The sequence below is a fragment of the Paraprevotella sp. genome, from assembly GCF_986071375.1.
Window position 1 is genome coordinate 105,006 of the sequence record NZ_CFQRNQ010000003.1, and the last position, 22,055, is coordinate 127,060.

At 47.7% G+C, this 22,055-nt stretch carries 10 protein-coding genes; all 10 read right to left on the bottom strand.

Annotated elements, in window-relative coordinates:
* Positions 1–5: 5 nt before the first annotated feature.
* Positions 6–2,120 (bottom strand): alpha-galactosidase, encoded by a 2,115-nt coding sequence (locus AC5RDV_RS02720; RefSeq protein WP_282748206.1) that lies wholly within the window; start codon positions 2,118–2,120, stop codon positions 6–8.
* 25 nt (positions 2,121–2,145) lie between these two features.
* Entirely contained in the window at positions 2,146–4,551 is a 2,406-nt protein-coding gene (locus AC5RDV_RS02725; protein WP_282748207.1) for an alpha-galactosidase, read from the bottom strand.
* Positions 4,552–4,707: 156 nt separating this feature from the next.
* A complete protein-coding gene (locus tag AC5RDV_RS02730; RefSeq protein WP_282748208.1) occupies positions 4,708–6,981 on the bottom strand; it encodes a glycoside hydrolase family 3 N-terminal domain-containing protein in 2,274 nt (757 codons plus the stop codon).
* Between the two features lie 244 nt (positions 6,982–7,225).
* Positions 7,226–9,544, bottom strand: a complete 2,319-nt coding sequence (locus AC5RDV_RS02735; protein WP_282748209.1) for an FG-GAP-like repeat-containing protein — start codon at positions 9,542–9,544, stop codon at positions 7,226–7,228.
* 104 nt (positions 9,545–9,648) lie between these two features.
* Positions 9,649–11,964: an FG-GAP repeat domain-containing protein gene (locus AC5RDV_RS02740; RefSeq protein WP_282748210.1), complete on the bottom strand. Its 2,316-nt coding sequence runs from the start codon at positions 11,962–11,964 to the stop codon at positions 9,649–9,651.
* An 18-nt stretch (positions 11,965–11,982) separates the two neighbouring features.
* Positions 11,983–13,770, bottom strand: coding sequence for a RagB/SusD family nutrient uptake outer membrane protein (locus AC5RDV_RS02745; protein ID WP_282748212.1), 1,788 nt, complete (start codon positions 13,768–13,770; stop codon positions 11,983–11,985).
* Positions 13,771–13,790: 20 nt separating this feature from the next.
* Positions 13,791–16,979 carry a SusC/RagA family TonB-linked outer membrane protein gene (locus AC5RDV_RS02750; protein WP_040602717.1) on the bottom strand — a complete coding sequence of 1,063 codons (3,189 nt, stop codon included), beginning with the start codon at positions 16,977–16,979 and terminating at the stop codon, positions 13,791–13,793.
* A gap of 28 nt (positions 16,980–17,007) precedes the next feature.
* Positions 17,008–18,579, bottom strand: a complete 1,572-nt coding sequence (locus AC5RDV_RS02755) for a fasciclin domain-containing protein (RefSeq protein ID WP_282748213.1) — start codon at positions 18,577–18,579, stop codon at positions 17,008–17,010.
* Positions 18,580–18,603: 24 nt separating this feature from the next.
* The gene (locus AC5RDV_RS02760; protein WP_282748214.1) at positions 18,604–20,475 is read right to left on the bottom strand and encodes a fasciclin domain-containing protein; all 1,872 of its coding nucleotides are present in this window, start codon (positions 20,473–20,475) and stop codon (positions 18,604–18,606) included.
* 5 nt (positions 20,476–20,480) lie between these two features.
* Positions 20,481–22,043: a RagB/SusD family nutrient uptake outer membrane protein gene (locus AC5RDV_RS02765; RefSeq protein WP_008626511.1), complete on the bottom strand. Its 1,563-nt coding sequence runs from the start codon at positions 22,041–22,043 to the stop codon at positions 20,481–20,483.
* Positions 22,044–22,055: the final 12 nt, after the last annotated feature.

A 22,055-nucleotide genomic window follows, 5' to 3' on the forward strand; every position in this document is an offset into this window, starting at 1 on the left:
ATTCCTTATTTTTTCAAGAAACGGTAAATCTTGGCATCCTTGCCCGGCACGTCGTAGGACAGACCGTCCTTGCCGACTTTCACGTCAGCACCGCTCCACAACTCCTTTACCGAGGAGAAAGAAGACGGGGAAAGCCCCAAACGCTCCAAAGCCACCTTACCGGCAATCCGGTTGTCTTTATAGTTCACGACAGACACATACAAATACTTTTCCGTATCCAAGACGAAACAGTTCTCCGCTCCGTCGCCCTTGTCGTTGTATTCGCGATAGCCATACACCGGACGGGCCGAACGTCCGAAATCCGCCATTTCGTTCACGTCCTTGTTCATCAAAATCTTTTGGGCGCGTTCGCGGGAAAGTTTGGCATCCCCACGTCCGGACTTGTCCTCCAAGCTGTAATTGTCCGACACCAATACCATCCCCGACACGGCCCCGTTGGTGATACGGGCACGGTTCTCGCCTTCCGTTTCCTTCTCCGCATCGTTTCCTACCAGCACGAGATGGTCCGGGTCGTTATATTGGTAAAACTCATTCGTCCACCAACCGCCCGACACGGCGTTCAGGCTGTATTCCGACTGTCCGATCTTGCCCCAAGTGTCACAAGCGATACGGCGTGAGTTCCCGTACTGATAAGGGAATATCGGAGCGATGGAAAGGGCGATGAACATCGGTTCGCCTTTGTCCACCTCGCTGATGAAGTAGGAGAAACCTTCGTTATAAGCCTCCACGGCCGTGGTCACGTCCTTATTATAATAGGAGTCGGCCTGCACCATACCGTTGCTGGTAAAGTCCACTTTCAGGTATTCAAATCCCTCTTTTTTCTTGTTCTGCACTTCACGGCTGATAAATTCCTTCGTTCCGGGATGCGTGGGGTCGAGGCAATACGCGCCGTCCAACTTGGCCGGTTTGCCGTTCACCTTAATCACACATTCATACCCCGTATACTGGCTGCCTTCGCAAATCTTCCTGTACAACATGTCTTCGTTCCACCACAAACAGAAAGGCGTGACGTACGAGCCGGGCACCTGCCCGTTCTTCTTCACCACTTCCGAGAACCGGGTACGTTGTTCGCTGTTCATGCCATCCCATGCATCAATGCTCATCACGTTGATGCCTTGGCTGTTGCAAAATCCATTCGGTTTCAATGTCTCTTTGAAGTATTCGGATACGGCCACGTCCACATCATAGCTGTTCTTGTCCGACATCACGCCCCAGCTCTGCCAACCGAAAGGCGTGCCGCGCTTCCATGTCTTACGCATGGGCTGCACCAAAGTATTGGCACGGGCATATTCCTCCATTCCATTGCGCCAATCGGAAAAAGCCCCGATGAACATCAATGCCGAACGCACTTCCGGCCCTTTTACCTTTCCATGCGGCAGCTCGTCGCGCGTCTCCTTATTTGAAACCCCGGAGAACACCTTCAACGCTTCCACGCGGCTGTCGCCCGAAGCTTTCACCTCCACGGCACTCTTCCAACGGTTATGCTCCACCGAACCCAACACGATGCCCCGGCGGCTCTCTCCCGCATAAAGCGCGGAAACCTCGTAAGAGGTCATGTCGCCTGCCAGACGGTTCTTATGGTAACGTACGAAACCGTCATTGTCGAAAGGAACCTTCAACATGCGGTTCGTCTGCGCCGGAGCATACAGGTCGTAAGGCGTAGCCACCGCCACGGGCGCAAGGTAGTTGGAACGAAGGGAGGCATCCCCTTTCAGCACCACGTCCGTCAACACGTAATCCCGTCCTTCATACACGTAAAACTCTTGTGTAAGGGTCACGTCATCGCCACTGGCAGGCGATGAGAAGACAAACGCATGGCACGTCCCCTTTCCAAAGGCATCGTTCACCGTACGCTTCTGGTAGTCGGCCTCCGCACACGAAGCCGAACTGATACGGAAACCGTCCTTGCCATGGATGTCGTACGTGGCCTCCGGCACAGAACCCATGAACACGGGCCGGTAAGCCTTCCCGCCGTTATACTCCACATTGAATTGTTTCCCATTCTCCACGTACGTGATGCGCAAATCTCCCGCCTTGATGACCACATCTTCTGCCATAGCCGCCATGGCCGGGAACAGGCATGCACACCACATCGTACAAATCACTCCTTTCTTTCTCATTTTCATATAATTATTTCACAATTTTTTAATATACCAAAGTTTTGCAGACTTCTTTCGTTCCATCAGCATAGTGAATCCTCACCAGAGCCATACCGTTGAAATGTGGCAAGTCCAATTCCATTTGGGTACGACCTGACAAGTCTCTCGTACCGTTCAGACGTCCCTGCATATCATAGACCTCTATGCGATTCATATCTTTACCGGCATAAACCATCAAACGCTTTCCTCCGAGGGGTACGACTTTCGTTCGAACCATTGCTTCATTTTCCATGTCTTTCACTCCACTGCCTCCCATTTTCTTAAAGCGGTACACACGTACATCTTTCTCTGGAACACTATACGGTAAGTTCCCGTCCACTTTTATCAATTCATTCGTCCAAAGCTCACGCACTTCGGAAAAAGCATCGGAAGAAATATCCAGTAAATCCAATGGAATATTACCCGAAAGCTCATTTTTCTGATAATTGAACACCGCTACGTACAGATATTTATCGTTATCGAACATGAAGAAATTTTCCGCTCCGTCCGCATTTCCGTTATACTCCTTGTAACCATATACCGGACGGAAAGAACGTCCCATGTCTGCCATCTCATTGATGTCCTTGTTCAGCATCACGGTCTGCGCCACTTCACGCGACCGTTCCGCCCAACCTTGCCCCGAACGGTCGTTCAGGCTGAAGTTGTCCGCCACGAGCATCATGCCCGTCACAGCCCCGTTGGTATAGCGGGCGCGGTTCTCGCCAATAGTATTGTTCAACTGGTCCTTGTTCCCCACCAACACCAAATGGTCGGGGTCGTTATATTGGAAAAGACGGTCGGTCCACCATCCGCCTGAGATGGCGTTCATACTGAATTCCGTCTGTTCGATAGACCCCCATGTGTCACACGCGATGCGCCGGGAGTTCGCATATTGGTAAGGAAAGAGCGGAGCGATGGAAAAAGCGGCAAACATGCCATACTTATCCATTTGACGGCGGATGTAATCCATTCCCTCGCTATAAGCGGCCACCGCCGTAGTCACCTCCGGGTTATAATAAGAATCAGCTTGTATGATGCCGCAATTCACAAAGTCCATTTTGATATACTTGAACCCATACGAATATTGCGTACGTATGAAATTCGCCATGGCACTTTTCGTATAAGGATGCGTAGGATCCATACAATACGCACCGTCATACCAAATCGGTTTGCCATTGGCCTTGAGCACGACATCCCAACGCGTCCACTTCGTCCCGTCGGAAGCCGTACCTAACACATCGTCCCAATTGGGGTTCTCCCCGCTCCACATGGAGAACGGCGTACTGTAACACCCTACCATTTGGTTTTTCTTCTTACATTGGTTGATAAAGTTCAAATGCTCCACATTGCTCATTCCATCGCCTGCGTCAAGGCTAAAAATAATATTCCCTTGGCTGTTGCAAAAGCCCGCCGGAGTCAGCACGTCATGGTAATAATCTGAAATTTCCACATCCGTGGCATAAGAGTTCTTGCTTTCCAACACCCCCCAACTCTGCCATCCGAAGGGCGTGCCGTATGTCCAGGTCTCGGTACGCGGTGCCACAAGGTTGTTGGCATCGGCAAATGTCTCCATCCCCACGCGCCAATCATCGAAATATCCCACGAACATACGGGCAGAGGTCACGACCGGCCCTTTCACCTTGCCATGAGGAATGGCATCACGCGTTTCTGAAGTCGACACACCGGAATATACACGAAGTTCGTTCACGCTCCCGTTATTCGACAAGTTGGCACTGACGGCACTCTTCCATAAATCATGATCCACCGAACCTAAAACCAACCCTTCCCGGCTCTTCCCTTCGTAAAGCGCAGAAACCTCATACGAAATGACTTCACCACTCATCTTGTATTTTCCGTAACGCCCGAAACCATCATTGTCGAACGGCACTTTCAACATGCGGTTACCATCATCGGACATGTAAAGCGTATAATTTGCGTCCACAGAGACAGGAGCCAAATAGTTGCTTCGGATAGCGGCATCCCCCTCCACAGAAAGGTCCGTCAGCATGTAATCCAAGCCGGGATAAATATAAAAACGTTGCTTCATCGTCACTTCATCACCATTGTCCGGACGGCTGAACGTAAACGTATAGCATTTGCCCGCACCGAATTCATTATCCACCGCCTCTTCCGCACGGGCCACATCGGCAAACGAAGTCGTTGTCACTTCGCGTGCCACCCCCTCGGCATTATCATAACGGGCTACCGAAACCGAATGGTTCACGACACACTTCCGCGCAGCCCCCCCTTCGTTCAGTACGTTGATACGGAAAGCCTTCTCGCTTTCCATATAAGTAATTTTCCACATCCCGTCCGCCACGACAATATCATCGGCCTGCGAAACAACCGGCACGGTCCACAAGGACAAGAGGAACATTTTTTTGATAAGTGTAATATCCAATCTTTTTTTCATTGCTATTTTATCTAAGAATTAATTTTTTCCAAGCATTACATTCACGGGCACAAAGAGAGTAAAAAAAATACAGAAGCCGCAAGAATTACGGCGCAAAAAATAGAAAAAATGCTTCAGGCCGCTTCTTCCAAAGGAAAAAGCGGCCTGAAAAGGAATCTATTTCACCACAATGGTTTTCCGGAACACGATATTGTCTGACGCACGTCCTATCTGTATTTCCACATCACCGGGTTCCACGACACGTTTCAGATATTCGTTACAGAAAGACAACTCTTCCATGGGCATTTCCAACTCCACTTCCACTTCTTTGCCTGCCGGTACCTCTACTTTCTTGAAAGCCTTGAGCTGCTGCACCGGCTGTGAAACGGAAGCGACGAGGTCATGCACATACAATTGTACGACCTCCTTCCCGTCACGTTTACCCGTATTCTTCACTTTGACCTTGGCTTTCAATTTTCCATTTGCCGAGAACACGGTATCGTTCAGGCTGAAATCACTATACTCAAAATCCGTATAACTCAATCCGTACCCGAAATTCCACAAGGCATAAGGTTTGTCGAACACGTAATGGCCGTTAGGCTCATCCAGACTTCCACCCTTGTCGAACACCGTTTCGCGGTCAGTCCGATAATAATTATAATAACACGGCGTATTACCGGTACTGCGCGGGAAAGAGACATTCAAACGACCGGAAGGATTCACCTTGCCCAACAATACATCGGCCATGGCATTCCCCTGCTGCTCGCCGCCATAAAACTGCAACACTACGGCATCGGCATTCTCCTTGGCCCAAGTCATGACCAAAGGCTTACCGGTTATCAGCACCACCACTACTGGCTTGCCTGTCGCTTTCACCGCTTTCAACAAATCCAACTGCTTGCCAGGCAACTCTAACGAAGAAAGGTCGAACCCTTCTCCCGAAGTCACTTTGTTGGCCTTGGCATTCCGCCCTAACCAAAGACTACGCGTACCCACAGCCACGATGGCAATATCACTTTTACGGGCCAACTCCACGGCGGCAGCGATACCGTCTTCTTTCTGGCTCCACCAATCACAACCGTCCAACTGGTTCATCTGTACCTTCTGTCCCAACGCATTCTTCAAGCCGTCGAACAACGTGACACACTCATGATGGTCGGCATTGACCCATCCATAATCACCGGCCACACCGTAATTGCTGTTCGGGCCCAACAAAGCGATAGATTTGTAACGCGACAAATCCAAAGGAAGGATATTGTTCTTATTCTCCAACAAGACGATACTTTCGTCCGCCACAGCCTTGGCTAAAGCCACATGCTCTTTGCTACGTACCACTTTGTCCACCTTGGCCGGATCAATGGCATCCTCGCCTTCATCGAAAAGGCCGAGTTTGAACTTGGCTTCCAGTATCCGCCGACAAGCCCGGTCGATATAGTACTCATCCAACTGCCCTTTCTTCACCTGCTCCTCCAGTGTCTGATAAGCCCAATCCCATACATCCATATCGATACCGGCGATAATGGCCTTACGGGCCGCTTCTTCGGAAGTGGCCACGGCCTGATGGAACACTTTCAAACGGTCTACAGCTCCCCAGTCGGAATACACATACCCTTTAAAGCCTAACTCCCCGCGCAGGAAGTCTGTCATATAATAAGCCGAATGCGTCATCGGCACACCATCATAAGCACTATAACAACTCATGACCGACACGGGATCGGCATTGCGGATGACTTTCGCAAAAGGATAAGCATACAAGTTACGCAACTCTCGCTCCCCCCCGGCCACATAAGCACAATTCAGACCTCCCGTCGGTGTACCATGAGCCACAAAATGTTTGGGCATTGCGCCTACGCCTTCCGTTTGCGAACCACGCACGAAGGAAGTGCCCATCTCGCCAATCAGGAACGGGTCTTCACCGAAAGTCTCTTCCACACGCCCCCAACGGAGTTCACGCGCAATGTCGAGCACAGGACATTGCAACTGCCGGATACCTATCACATGAGCTTCCCGGCCGATGGCTTCGGCCATATCCTCCACCAAATCAGGGTTGAAAGTGGACCCTTGCGCAATAGCCTGTGGAAATATCGTGCACCCATCCTGCAATACCCCATTGATGCCTTCCACGGTAATCAAGGCCGGAATCCCCCACGGTGTCCGTGTACGGAGATGATGTTGGAGTTTTTTAAACAGTTCGGCTGCTTCTTTCGCCGTCTTGCTCATCTCATGCATCGTACCTGTACTCTCCTTATAATGGCTTTCCACGGCATTAATGTCACTGTTGGAATTGTTTTGCAGTTGCAAGACCTTCTCATGCAAAGTCATGCGCCTCAGCAAATCTTCCACCCGTTCTTCCACGGGCAATGAGGCATCTTGGTAGCGTGGCTTCTCTTCAGCCACAGATGGTAAGGTGCCGCAAATCAACAACGCGGCAAATAAGAACTTTTTTTTCATTTTTTATCGTCCAACTTATTGAGTAAATAAATCATAAACATGCAAAAATAACATTCTTTCGGTCGTCTGATGAAATAAGTTTGCTCCAAAAAGCAACGGTTTTGGCGCAAGCCAAACGGGACTACCCCGGCATCCCGGAGCATTCGTCCTTACGTTCCAAGAAAAAGGCCCGGACGACCTTCACAGGCCATCCGAGCCCAACAACCTAACCTAATTCACAGTTAATCACTTAAACTGTGCTTCTTTATTTTACAATCTTGGCCACTTTGCCACCGGCTTCCACCACGAATACGCCCTTACCGTTCACCGTAATGGCTTCATTGGTTCTGCCTGAACCGACTTCAGAGCCTTGCATATTGTAAATATTCACTTGTACATCTTCGTCAGTTACTACCGTCAGCACGTCACCATCCACAACCACTTTCAAAGCCGCTGAAGTTGACATCGGTTTTACGCCATCAGCCCCTTCCGTCACCGTAACATCCGTCGTAACGAACGGAGTGGCAGCATAAGCGTAGTTCACGGCTTGCACACCCACTGTATAATCACCTGCCGGTAATTTGTCGAAAGTGTAATATTGATAATCTTCCGCATAAGTAGTCGCATACGTCCCAAACATCTGATAAGACAACTGTTTGCCCGTCTCTATGTTAGCCGGGACCAAAATACGGAACACGTTCCCGTCCTTACTCCGTGCATACACATTATACATCGCCGCATTACCATTGTTCATCTCCGAACGATCCCATTTCAAAGTAATGCAACCTTTTCCGTTTTCCGCTTCTATGATTTCCGGCTCATCGGGCATAATGACTTCCGCACCCTCCGTCACGTTATAACTGGGAATCGCATCATCAGCCTTATCCGTCCAGTCGGTACTCATGATATCCAACAGGCCGTCTCCGTTCACATCCCCAAAAGTCGCATCCATGGTCTGTCCATCACCATCGCTTTGAGGAATTCGTGCCCCATAGCATTCTGCCGTCCAATAATCGGCATATTGCGGATAGCCATAAGCACCAACCTGCCCTTCGCTAATACTGAACAAACGACTCCATGAATAAGCCTGACCGAATTTCTCAGGCACGGACTCGTCTTGGCAAATTTCGTCACAACAACCACGTTGATAGAAATCGGGAATGTCGTCCCCATTGAAATCGGCAAACATAACGCCCAATTTCGCCACCGTATGTGCAGGAAGAATACCTGTAGTCCATTCTTCCACAGACGCATAATCTTCACCCATGCCGAACGTCAAATAACTCGAGAAACGTGGCCTGCCTCCCGCAACAGCCCCATGAATCCACAAATCCATCTTACCGTCCTGGTCAAAGTCGGTAGCCAACATCAAACCGGAATCCATTCCCCAGGCCGAGAAGACATCCCTTACCTCATAATTCGCATCTCGCGCAATACCCAACATATCCAAAATACCCTGAGCAGCCCCGACAAATCTGTCTGTCACATCTTGGAACTCTCCATTTTGCAGGTTACGATAAAAACGGATTTCATCTCCTCCAATCTCTACTCCGACCAACTTACCCTCTGTACCGTCAGCCCAACCTGTAGACACAATATCCAACCAACCGTCGTTGTCGAAATCTATAAATGCCACCGAACCATGAGACAAAGGTTTGGCCTGCATAGTCGGTTCCTCGGTATATTCGCCTTCTACCGTCGTACCGGTTTCCGGGTCATATATGCTTTCTCCCAATTTATATAACCCCTTCCGGTTGGGTTCTTTGTCAAATGGCAGAGGATGGAACACGTTCACATTCTCAAAACGCTCCCCGTTCACGTTACGGAACAACTTGACAAAACGCCCCTCTGTAGGAGCCTGTCCTGTAATCAACAAATCTGTATAACCGTCACGGTCATAATCCCCGGTCACTAAAGACGCATACTGTGAGCCTTCATTAAAGAGGAAATTATCATCGCCGGTGTAATTAAATGCAGCCAACGCCGCATCTTCCACAGTCTCGAACTGTCCTCCGCCTAAATTTTTCACCAATGTGTAACGGGGATTCAATCCTGACATGTTTCCACCTTGATTCAAGGTTATAAAATCCACCAACCCGTCGGAATTAAAATCAAAAGGTTGGCTTCCGAAGCCACGAAGAGAAACAGGCAGTCCGTTCTTCATACCTACAAACTTCTCGGTCACAATGGTATCCATCACGACCTTGCCGTCCAATATGGAATCCTGCAACTCATACGAACCGTCTTCGTGCCATATCGTATCCAAAGAATAGACTTTTTCGTACGTTGTCTCATAGTCAAAGATGGCTTCCAAATTAGCAGAAAAAGCACCATCCCCATTGGAACGGGCCAACACGCCGCGACATGCCCAACCGTTTTCACAGGATGTACCTCCGTAATACACGTCCATGAAACCGTCATTATCGAAGTCGGCCACAATAGGGCATCCACGATGCACGGGCCATCCCACTTGGTCGCGGAAGTCCCGATTCTGTTCAAACGTTACACGCTGTGCCTCGGCTGCCTGACACAAGGCTAAAGCCGCACAACAAGTCAACACTGTTTTAAAAGTAGCATTTTTCATGTCTTCTGTATTTTTATTCGTTTAAAGTTATTTTCGAAAGACCCGGACTGCCTTCTAAGGCCGCCCGGGCCTTCATTCACATTCAATCACTATAACCGTTTTACCTATTTCACGACCTTGACGGCCTCATTTCCGGCCTTTACCACGAATACGCCCTTGCCATTTACGGTAATGGGTTCATTCGTCATTCCCGAAGCTACCTCGGCACCTTGCATGTTATAGACATTCACCGAGATATCACTAGCACTCGTCACAACAATAGCATCACCATTGACAATGACCTGCATACCCCGTGCCACAGACTGCGAAGACACACCCACATAATCACTCTCCGTCACAGACACCTCGGTCGTGGTCCATGCCGTAGCCTGATAAGCATAATTCACAGCCTGCACCCCCACGATGTAATCACCCACAGGAAGCTTGTCAAAGACATAAGAAGCTGCACCATCCTCATTACCTATATTCACATAACAACCAAACATAGCATAAGCCAACTGCTTTCCAGTCTCAAGGTTAGCCGGAACCACCATGCGCAGCGCACCGCTTTGCTTGTCCTGTATATAAAGGTTGAACATGGCCGGATTGCCATTGTTCATATCCGAAGCTTCCCATTCCACAGTTACACGTCCTTTCTCCGGAGTAACATTCACTTCACCCACTTCCTCCGGAGCATAAAATTCCACTCCGGTCTTATTCCAACTGATAACCTGTTGGTCGTTACGCCCATTGTCCGGACTTCCTGTATAATCTGAAGTGAGAAGCTCCATATTATAATCGTTATCAAAATCTCCGAAGTTGTTCACGCTCGGCTCGCTTTTGGCCAGATAACCGCCAAACACCTCATTGCTTTCATCATTGAAGAAATAGGTATTATAAACCGTACTATTATCGCTTAAATCCACAAAACGCCCCCATCCTGCGGCTTCTCCTGTGGCAGGATTGACCTTGGAAGTCCATCCGTTGGTCATATAGTCCGGATAATCATCCCCATTCAAATCCACACAAATGAAACGATAGCAGGATGCCATGGCGGCCGGAGTAATATCGGTGGGGATTTCTTCAAACCGGAAACCGTTTTCATCCGATATGTTTCTCAGTTGGTTAGATTGCTTTAACGTACGGGTACCACCCCAACCCCAAGAGCATCCCTGTGTGCCTAACTGCATCAGGTCGGTACGTCCGTCCTGATCAAAGTCCAACGCGAGGGTAATGCCTTCTTCGCATCCCCAGGCACGGAACACATCAGCCATTGTACCATCCACGGTCATACCATAAGTATTCAACACCGTACTGGCCGCTTCAATAAGCGAAGGAGAATTTGTCACATCCTGAAACTCGCCATTCTGTAGGTTCTTGTAGAAACGGATCTGGTTACCGGTGATTTCCCCCATATTCTCACGCGCCTCTGCATATCCTGTCACAACCACGTCCAACCAACTATCACCATCCAAATCAATGAACACGACAGAACCGTGGGACATTTGCATAGGTTTCAGCGTAGGCTTGTCTATATATGCTCCCGGAACATCCGCACCGGTCTCAGGATCTGTTGTATCTTCGAGTTGTTCATAGATTCCTTTTTTAGTCAGTTCCTCATCGAATGGCAGCGGATGGAAAACCCGCGCTTCCTCGAAATGGTCACCGTTCACATTACGCAATAACATCGTATAACGTCCTGCAGGCCCATTACCGCAAAGCAACACATCCGTGAAACCATCCTTATCATAATCCCCCGTCACCAATGAACCGTAAGGGCTATTCTCATTAAATTTGTCACCATTGGTATTAGAAGACAATCCACCTATACTAGAAAGAACCGGATCCTCCAACACCTCAAACTGCCAATCTCCCTTATTGATGACCAATACATAACCTTGCGATGTGCCGGTATCATTTCCACCGGTATTAAGAATAATGAAGTCCACCAAACCGTCATTATTGAAATCAATGGGCTGGCTACCTTGCCCGAACGCCGTGCGCGGCAGTCCGTTCTTCATGCCTACAAACTTCTCGGTCACAATAGTATCCATCACGACCTTACCGTCCAATATGGAATCCTGCAACTCATACGAACCGTCTTCGTGCCATATCGTATCCAAAGAATAGACTTTTTCGTACGTTGTCTCATAGTCAAAGATGGCATCCGTAACCCCTTCAAACTGACCGTCGCCCAAGTTCTTGACCAACACGCCACGCGACTGCCAACCTTTGTTCTCGGAAGTTCCGTTCAAGTACATGTCCATCCATCCGTCATTGTTGAAGTCGGCCACAAAAGCCCGGCTCCGATGACTCGGCCATCCGCCCATATCACCCAACGTGAAGTCTGCCTCAAACGTCAGAGGGTCTTGTGCCTGCAACCCTTGGACACCAGTCAAGGCCGCAGCTCCCAACATCATTTTAACTACTAGTTTTCTCATATTTGCTAAAATCATTTATTACTTTAAAAACCATTCACTTTCATCCATCAGACGGGCTTTGACGGCCTCGCCCCCATTTCCAAAACGGGCTGCCACTTTCTCTGCTGCATAAGCCGGCCAACGCCCACGGTGGCGTGCAATACGCATCAAATCGAAGAAACGGCTGCCTTCGAAAGCGGTCTCTGCGGCCATTTCATCAATGATACGGTCTTCTACATATTCGATAGAATCAGCCTTGGCGGCAGCCAAACGGATGGGGTCTTTGGAAACCACCACCGTATCTTTTTCCTCTCCCGTCTCACCGTCTACCACCTTGATGGTATCATACGGTGTATAATCCGGGATGAGATAATCCGAGGTAGGAAAGCCTATGGCCCGCCCACGCCCACGGGTTGCCGTACCTACATTATTATCGTAGGAATCGGACGTAAAGTCCAAAAACATTTCCCCCGTGCGTTCAGATGCCGGAATCCTCGTCGTATTGGCCAAATTTGTCTTGTTCAAGCCGTATGCCAAGACAGCAAAAGCCGTAGCCGGACGCCCGTAACGGTTGATGGCCTCAGCCAAACGCAAGTAAACCTGTGAAGTACGGTATACCGGCAGATTACGTACATAACGCAATCCTCCCAACGCTTCATTTTCCGGATCCTCCACTCCGCCAGATGTGGACAAGGAATAGAATTTATCAATAAGCGCACCCTTATAATCCCCCAAACCATCGGTAGTATAAGACACAGAAGAAGTTGTACCATTCGAGAACTCAAACAGCCCACGTAAATCCCCAGTAAAGAATCCCTGTATACGGGTGGTATTTTCGGCGGCATAGTAATGTGACACACGTGACATCCAACCCACAAAAGAAGTTGTAGGTACAATCGAAGGCACTTCATTGTATGACCAACGTACCAACTGTGGGTGGTAAGCATCGGGACGGGAACTGTACACCAAAGAAGAAAGTAATTCATTGGAACCTGTATTCACATAAGCTGATATCCAAGCTGCAGACCCACCCGTACGAGCCGTATTCGTCCAATAGTTACCATAAGAACTTGTCAATGTCAGCTTACGTTTGTCTATCAGACGGTAATATGCCGTAGCAGCTTCCGCATAACGTCCCAAGAAAAGATACAAGTCGCCCAATACCATATTTACGGGGAGGAACATCTTGCGCGAATCGAAATTGTCTATCGTCCCATAATCCAAGGCACGTACACCTATATATGGTGTCAAATCATCAATCAGCAGCTGTGCCAAATCTTCAAGCCCCTTCTGCGGATACTCCTTGAGTGCGGCCTCCAAGCTCAACACGGGTTCTTCAATCCAACTGACTTTCCCGGCCGCCAAGGCCAGTTGCCAATAGGTCCAAGCCCGTATCACTTTGATTTGCGCATATTCGGGAATCATAACCTTGTCTTCGTAAAACACGATATTCGTGTCCATCTTCGCTATGGCATAATTACAGTTGTTAATAATATTGTAATAATCATAGAACGAAGCATACTCGTTATCCGACGAGACCTTGAAATTGGAAATCTCCTGAATATCCACTTTTGCATCCTCGGTCGCTTCCATCAGGTCGCCGCGCAACTCGCCCAACAGCACATAGCGGTCGCCCAAACGTTGCACCTGCGAAAGAATACCCAACACGGAATAGAGAGAGTCATTAGGAGAATCCAAACGGTTGTCCTCCTCAAAACCTACCGTAGTAGAATCTGTCTCCATCATATCCGTACAGGCGGGGAAAGCTGCCATGCAAGCACAAACGACACCCACAGCTTTCATATAGTTTTTGATAAATGTCTTCATATTCACTTTCTTATTTTGCATTACAAATTCAATTTCACCCCAATCTGGAACGAACGCGACTGTGGCACCAACCCTGCATCCACACCTTGGTAAAGCACGGACTGACTGTATGAAAATTCAGGATCCGTACCCAAATACTTCGTCAGCGTGCAAAGATTGTTCACTGCCGCCCATACCGATATTCCTTGCAAGAATGAGGTAGAACGTACGGGAACACGGTAAGACAACATCAGGCGTTTAAATTTCAAATAGGACGCGTCCTCAATCCAACGGTCTGAGAAACGGGCATTCCCCATCGGGTCATCAAAAGTGGCACGAGGAATATCTGTCACTTGGCCATCTGCCATCCAACGGTTCTCCATAGCTATGCTTTGGTTGGACAAACTGCTGCCCGACTCCAAGTTGGCACGCAAAGCATTATAGGCATCATTACCCAAAGAATAAGTAAAGAGTGCCCCCAACTCCAAATCACGCCAACGGAAGTTCAAATTGAAGTTACCATAGATGTCCGGATTCGGGTCACCGATGATCACACGATCATCTTCCCCGATGATACCGTCCTTAGAATGATCCACGAAACGCATGTCACCGGCCGAGAAAGGAATACGCTGCCCCGAAGAAGAAAGAATGGCAAGCCCGGCATCTGCCGCCTCTTGTGCTGTGGCATACACCCCGTCGGTCTGGTAACCATAGAACACGCCCACCGGCTGTCCTTCTGTAGTCAATACCGTTCCTCCGGCCAATTCCGTAGTGAAACTGCCATTGGGCAAGGATGTAATTTTATTCTTATAATGGCCTACGGTCAACCCTATATTGAACTTGAAATCTTTCGTATCCACGATACGGGCATTAGCCGCAATTTCAAATCCCTGATTTTCCATTTCGCCATTATTGTCATAATAATATTGCAAACCAGCCTCTTCGTTCAAGGAACGGAGCGTCACCAGATCTTTCGTTTTGGAATAGAAATAGTCGATGTTCATGCTCAAACGATTGGACAGGATACTAAAGTCCAATCCTACGTTAGCCCGACCTGTAGTTTCCCACTTCAACTTTTCATTCCCGATATTGCTCAAAACAATTCCCGTCGCATCATTAGCCACCAAAGATGATGTGAAATAAGTACGGTTGGCATAAACAGGCAAATTACCGTTACCGGCCATCGTATAAGCCACACGCAACTTCAGATTGTCAATGAAGTCCACGTTGCGCATAAACTTCTCGGAAGAAATAAGCCAGGCTCCGCTGACCGACGGGAAATATCCCCACGACACACCGCATAAGTCTATACCTCCGGCTTCGTTACCAAAACGAGAAGAAGTCTCCATCGACATACCCAAGTTCAGGAAATACTTGTTCATAAAACCATAATCCGCATTCAAATACCAAGACATGTTACGGTCCATGTATTCCGTCCCGAAAAGATAACGCAAATCACTTGTCGTATTGGACAAAGCTGTCATATAGTCGGAGCCCGTATTGTACCCTTGGCCGTATGTATACTTGAAATAGTCGTTATAAAAACGATAGCCCAAGGCTGCGGACAGATTATGCCGGTACCCTTTCAGGATGTCCCATTTTAAATAGGCATCAAGCGAAAGGGAAGTCTGCCGGGCCATAGAGCTGCGAACTTCATTCAACGCCGTAGCGTACACTTCACCCAAACTATTGTAAAGCGGTTCGTTCGCTATGCCTGCATCGGGAATAAACAAGTCTTCATTTTCCTTATCATAAGAAAAACCGAAAAGCGCGGCAGCCTCCAAACGGTCGGTAATCTGGTAAGTCGGACGCAAGTTCAATGTAAAACGGTATTTATCAAGCGTCGGCATATTATCTTTCTCCAACAGAGCCAACGGATTACCATAATTCAACTCATCCACATCCGTCAAACGGCCGCTCAAAGAACCACTTTCATTATATTGATAAGGAGAATAAAGCGGCGACTTTACCAATGCAAGGTAATACGGTGAACGCATCCGGTCCAATCCGTCAAAAGTCACCTTATGTCCAGTTTGCGTATAAGCAATGTCGAACAATATCTTGAATTCGTCTGTCAACTTGATGTCTGAATTGAAGCGCACATTCAGGCGATCGAACTTTGTTCCATCTATGTTTCCATTATTTTGGGCATATCCCAAGGAGAAACGGTAAAGAGCTATGTCATCACCACCCGACACAGATATACCATAATTTTGGATAAAAGCCGTTTTGTTGATTTCATCCATCCAGTCGGTATTATTATGCACCGCACGGTAAAAAGACCGCGAAGGGTCATCGTTCGTAAACTGGAAATCTTCCACTTCATGCCTATCCATACCAGACATGACATCAGTGGCATAGCGACGGTAAGCATCAGCTCCCATCACAGGCATAGTCTCAAAAGGTGTTTGGAATCCAAAAGAAATATTAGCATCTATCTTCGTTGCCATCTCTCCGGCACGCTTGGTTTGAATCAACACCACACCATTCGCCCCTCGTGCCCCCCAAATAGCCGAACCGTTCTTCAACACCGTTACCTTGTCTATATCCGACGGGTCAAGCAAAGTCAGCGGGTTATTGTAATATCCGTCCACGGTAGAAATGCCCTCCTCATGAGACTGCCATACCACACCATCGACCACGAACAATGGTTGGGAAGACAGATTCAAAGAATTATAACCACGTACAAAATAGGAAGCACTCGCCCCGGGTTCACCCGAACGGGCAGAAGTACGCATCTGGCCGGCCAATAAGGAATTCATATCTTCCGTCATGCTTAACGCACCGGAAGTAAAGCCATCTACCGCAACCCGTCCGTCTGACACGGACATTTCGTCGTCATAATAAGAATGCCCCGGTACGGTATAGAGCGACACGTTTACCTCCGTCCGCCCCTTGACAGCCACCACTTGACGGGAATACCCCGGCGCATCCACATAGAGAGGCACCCGCAAATCAGGCAAACCAATCTCGTACTCACCTTTTTCATCGGTCATGGCCGACACATTCACATTCGGGGTCGTGATACGGGCACCGGCAAAACCTTGCCCAGTCACGGCATCCACAACCCGGCCTTTCACATGGTAAGGCATCCGGACCTTTTCTGCCTGCCCGGCCTTTACCGAATCTGCGGGAACCGGCTCCTGGGCCTGCAATGCAAAAGAGAAGAAAGCCAATCCGGCCATCGTTCCCGTAAGTTTCAACAAATAAGAATTAAATATAGAATACATAACTCATCATGCTTTAAGGATTAACAAATCAAGGTACAGGCACGAAACGAATCCGGTCGACACGGAAACGGCGACGATACTTCACATTCACTTCCGGAGCTTTCACATTGGTACGGATACGGAATGTCGTACGTACTTTCACATCGTCCGTGGAATTATCCTCATCCATGAACCACATACCATCATAATAATTGGCTGCGGGCAGTTCCAATGCTTCCCAAACTTTCAAAGTCTTCACTTTGTTGTCGCCTACACTGTCTCCTCCGATAATCAAATCCGGATCGTCATCATCGTCACGCGAGATATTGGCAGTACCATTCTTGTCAGCGCGCGGATAAACCAATCGGAACTCCAACCGCGTTTTTTCCTCGGCCAAAGCGACTCCGTCAATGACGGGGGGAACAAAATCCACATATACGTCGTATTTACCGGCCAAAATCTGAGGTATCTCAAAAGTAACTTCCGCTGTTCCCGTAGCATTGGTCACCTCCAGATAACTATTGTTGCTCACACCCTGCACGGCACTGTTGGCATCCGTATTGCGCACATAGGCACTTGTACTGGTACTCGTAGTACGACCGTTCAAATACTCGGCTTCCACTAAAATTTCTTTATTCCATGTACAAGTGTCATCTAAAACCAAATCTCCTTTCGCCAAGTACATCAACCCGTTGGAACCATCCAGTTTCGTATAAGGCGCAAAATAACGGCCTGTCTGATAAATCACATTTCCCGTAACTGTCACCAAAGAATCCTTTGATGCCGGGTCATCAACCCTTCCCCTGAATGTCAAACCGTTCAGGATAGCCTGCCCCGTCTGTACATCACGAATCGAATCAGCCACAGCCTCGTCCGCATTATACGTCGTAAAATAAGGACTGATATGAGCATAGGCTTTGTCCCAAGCTTCGTTGTCCGGCAGAATCATGGTATAAAGCGAGTCTTCATCATCAATATGGCCAATACCATAATAATCATTATAAAGCATCGGATTGTAATCCACAAACACCGAATCCGTTCCGACGCTGGCTGATGCATCATACCTCTTTTCTATAAAACGGTTGATGAACTCATACACCTTGGAATATTCAGGATAAACGGACATATATTCATAGAAATTATAACGGTAAGGAATGGTGTCGCTCAGTTTGTGCAGAATACCATTAACCGCCCGCTCATTACCTTCCTCCAAAGCCGTCCCATTGAAAGAACCCGTCCCGTCATACGCCATACGTTTACCGTTTAACATATAGATGTACTTCCCCGGCTGAGTGGAAGTAGGGTTGCTGTAACGGGCGATATGATTACTTACCAGGCGTTCCAATGCAGCACGGTCTGTCATGTCTACATTCGCCAAGGCCTCGTTTACCGGCGCCCACACAGTATAAGTCTGGTTAGATGCAAGCAAGCTATCCGCCCCCGTCTTTTCCACTATTTGGGCGAAAGTACTCAACGACGCGTCATTACGGAGCAAAGCCATCAGGCTGACCTGAGGCACACTACCATTCAAGTCGTAATGCGCATCCCACTCGTCGTTACAGGAAACAAACAACGCCGCCCCCGATAACAAACAGATGATTCCTTTATTTATTTGTTTCATTTGTTCTTACTTTCTTAATAGTTATTACAAGCGATCCTCATCACGAATCATATCCACTGGAATAAACTCGAAATAGTCGATGGAAAACTCACGACCTGCGAAATCCACACTACGCATACGCAACTTATGTGCCCCATAATCTTGGAAACTATACTGGTTCACAATATAACGCAAAGCCTTATACCAATCCCTAAGCGGAATGTTATCATGTGCATACCAACAAGATTCAGGTGCCTTCATGTACCCCAAATTACGCATCATCTTATCATTTTCCACTCCATCGTCCGCAGTCGATTCATCAGCCACCCATCCCGTACGGGCATCGCCTTGCACGTCTCCGATTTTTAAATCGACAGGCGTCCCTGTGATAATCCCATCAAAATAGATTTGTCCCATTCCACGCCATCCTTCGGCATTATAGCCGATACGGAACTCCCAATTTCCAGGCGGAATAGGCAACAAGCGCAAAGTGAAGTCATAATTGTCCTTCATATTGATCTCGTCACCTTGGAAAGCCGCCCATCCTTGGCTTCCCCACATCAGGCATGAGCAAGCATCGTTAAATGTAAAATACTCCCCACAATAATCCGGAGTGACCGTATAACCATTTGCATCGGAAATATCCACATTATGCCAACGAATATTATTGTTAGTCAACTGCGGAGGTAGTGACATGGCATCGAAACGAATACGTTTGTGCAATACATCATTACGCATTACCGCGTCGTCATACACCAATATATTCTTCAGCGTATGGATGTAACCATTCAATGCTTCGATGTTGCTATTCGCCTCGTCTATGCCCACGTAATCTCCATTGGATTGTTGGTTAATCTTATTACCGGCCTTGATTTCCATGATGCGATAAGTGTACATGGTTTCATAATATTCCACCAGTTTATCCGCATACGTCGGATTAATCAACGCCGCCGGCGTATCAAACACCATGTCATTCGTGGCCATCTGACGGTTCAGCAAGTGATAAGCGACGAAACGATGTAACGGATTCTTCTCGCTCCTATAATTACCCAAATCCTCAGAACCGTAATACGTACGGGCATAGTTCTCCAAACTTACCAAAATCTCTTCGCGAGTATTACCCGTAATTCCTGCCTGCTTCAACAATTCATCCGGCTCGCAAAAAGCAGTCCAACCATAACGGCGGCTCGTCGGCACATGCAACTTATAGTCGCCATATTGATACATATCCGACCCATAAGTATTCACATAACTTTCATCATAAAGTTTCTCCATTCCTTCGTTCAAACCGGAAGCCTCATAAGCCATAGCCCATATAGTCAGGTTCTCGTTATTTTGCATCACCTCCAAAAGGGTCATTTCTGAAGGTTGGATAACCTTGTCCACCACATGGATTACTCCGTTATGCACTTCCTGATCCAAACGTTCCACACGAGCCTGCCCGTTTACCCAAATCTCCCGTCTGTTATCTGCCGAAGTTGTAAACGAAAGAATCAAATGACGCTCAGATAAAGTCATAGAAGACAAAGAACCGGCAACAAACTCCTGTGAAGTATATTCCGCAGTACCTCTAATCACACAGTTGTACACAATCTTTTGCGCCTCCTCTGCCGGAATGTCGTCCAAAGACTTATTGTTTGCCGATAAATAAGCAGCAATGGCGTCATTATTGGGCACAAAACAAGTATAATGGCCATAAACCTCCAATAAGGCATCCGCCCCACACTTGGTTATCAATTGGTAAAAATCCGACAATTCGGGGTCGTTCTGGCAAAATGAAGCTACCGTCTCTCCCGTAAACGTGTACATGGCATCAGCATCAATATCATCGCTATCGCAAGACACCTGTACGCCTGAGAAGCATAAGACCGCTACCGACCACAGCCCCCACTTAAATAATTTATGTATATTGTTCATAATCGTCAATTTTTAGAAATATCGTCCGAAGTTTTATAAAATGCGTTTTGTTCCAACAAGGAGTTCAAACGTAATTCATCCTGATGAATAGGCATATAAATGGCTTCTTTGTCGTTAATCTTACTGAGTACTGTACTTTGGTTTAAACTCATAGCCACATATTTACGTAGCAAGTATGTGTTAACCAAAGCCGTCACATTACCTTCACGACGTGCCCGACGCACAATGTCAAAATAACGCTTGCCTTCAAAAAGGAATTCACGCTGACGTTCATCGAAAACCAAATCGCGAACCGCTGATTGCGGAGTAGAGGCGGGATATTGCACTTTTAAACTTCCAGATTCCAAATCAGGGTGCGCCCTGTCATAAGTATAAGAAACCATGTCCACGGCACCGGCAATGTCCCCCAACTCGACCAAAGCCTCGGCCTTCATCAAGTACACGTCGGCCAAACGGTAAACAATCCAATTGGACTCATTATTCCCGTATTGGAAATTATTGGACTTTACCTCTTCAAAATCCGTAGCATAACAATAAGACGTATATTTCTTAATCATATATAACCCGTCCTCTACATAAGACTGGGCACGGCGCATATCCAAGCCGTCCCACCAATCCTCTCCATTCTGTCCGTCGAAATCAAGCGAAGACAACAACGGGGAAGAGTTATTGGAACTTCCATAAAACGTGTTGACCGCCCCATTGGTCGTATTGGGATCGAACTGCAATTCCCAAATACTTTCATCGGAATTTCCAGTTGCCGGGCCAAACACCGTATTAAAATAGGTATCAGCAGGTAAAAGAGCCAACGGATTTGTCGCCGTGGTCAGAATCTTATTGCAATAGTCTACACATTGACGATAATTCCCCCTCCACAAACTCATATCAGCAATCAAAGCCCAAATAGCCTTCTGCGTTACTCGCCCACGGGTATAGGCCGTGTTTTCACCATATTCTGTCACGGCCACATTTTCTACAGTCTTTAAGTCACGAATCAAAGTATCCAAGACATTCTCAAACGGAGTTTGTCCGACTTGAAATCTTTGCGTGTCGTCCACATAAGGCGTTTCCATATAAGGTATGTCCTTAAACGTGCGTGCCAACGTAAAATAACAGAATGCTCGGATTCCCTTGGCTTCTGCCAAATATTGGTTCAAGTCTTCCTCCGTAAAGTCCGCATCGCGTTCCCTCACCATTGGTGCGTTTTGAATCACCGTATTACAATAGTTAATGACCGTATAAAAATCATTCCACTTGCAATAGCTGTTGGCCTCGTTCAGGTTAGCATTCAGGATATAACCGATTTCCGTATCCGTCCCCAAACCATTTATCACATTATCAGAACGTAATTCACCCCATACAACCAAACGACGCATGAAGCCGTCTTCCAACATAGCCCTATAACAGGCCCCCACGGCACTTTTCACGTCTTGCTCATCTTTCCAAAAGTCCTCGGCCACCATCTCGGACTGCGGCATAATGCCAAACCAGTCATCACAGGAAGCCGTGACACCCAAGAAAGGCAAACTTAGGAAGAAGACACCTATTTTATATATATACTTTTTCATCTCACATTTATT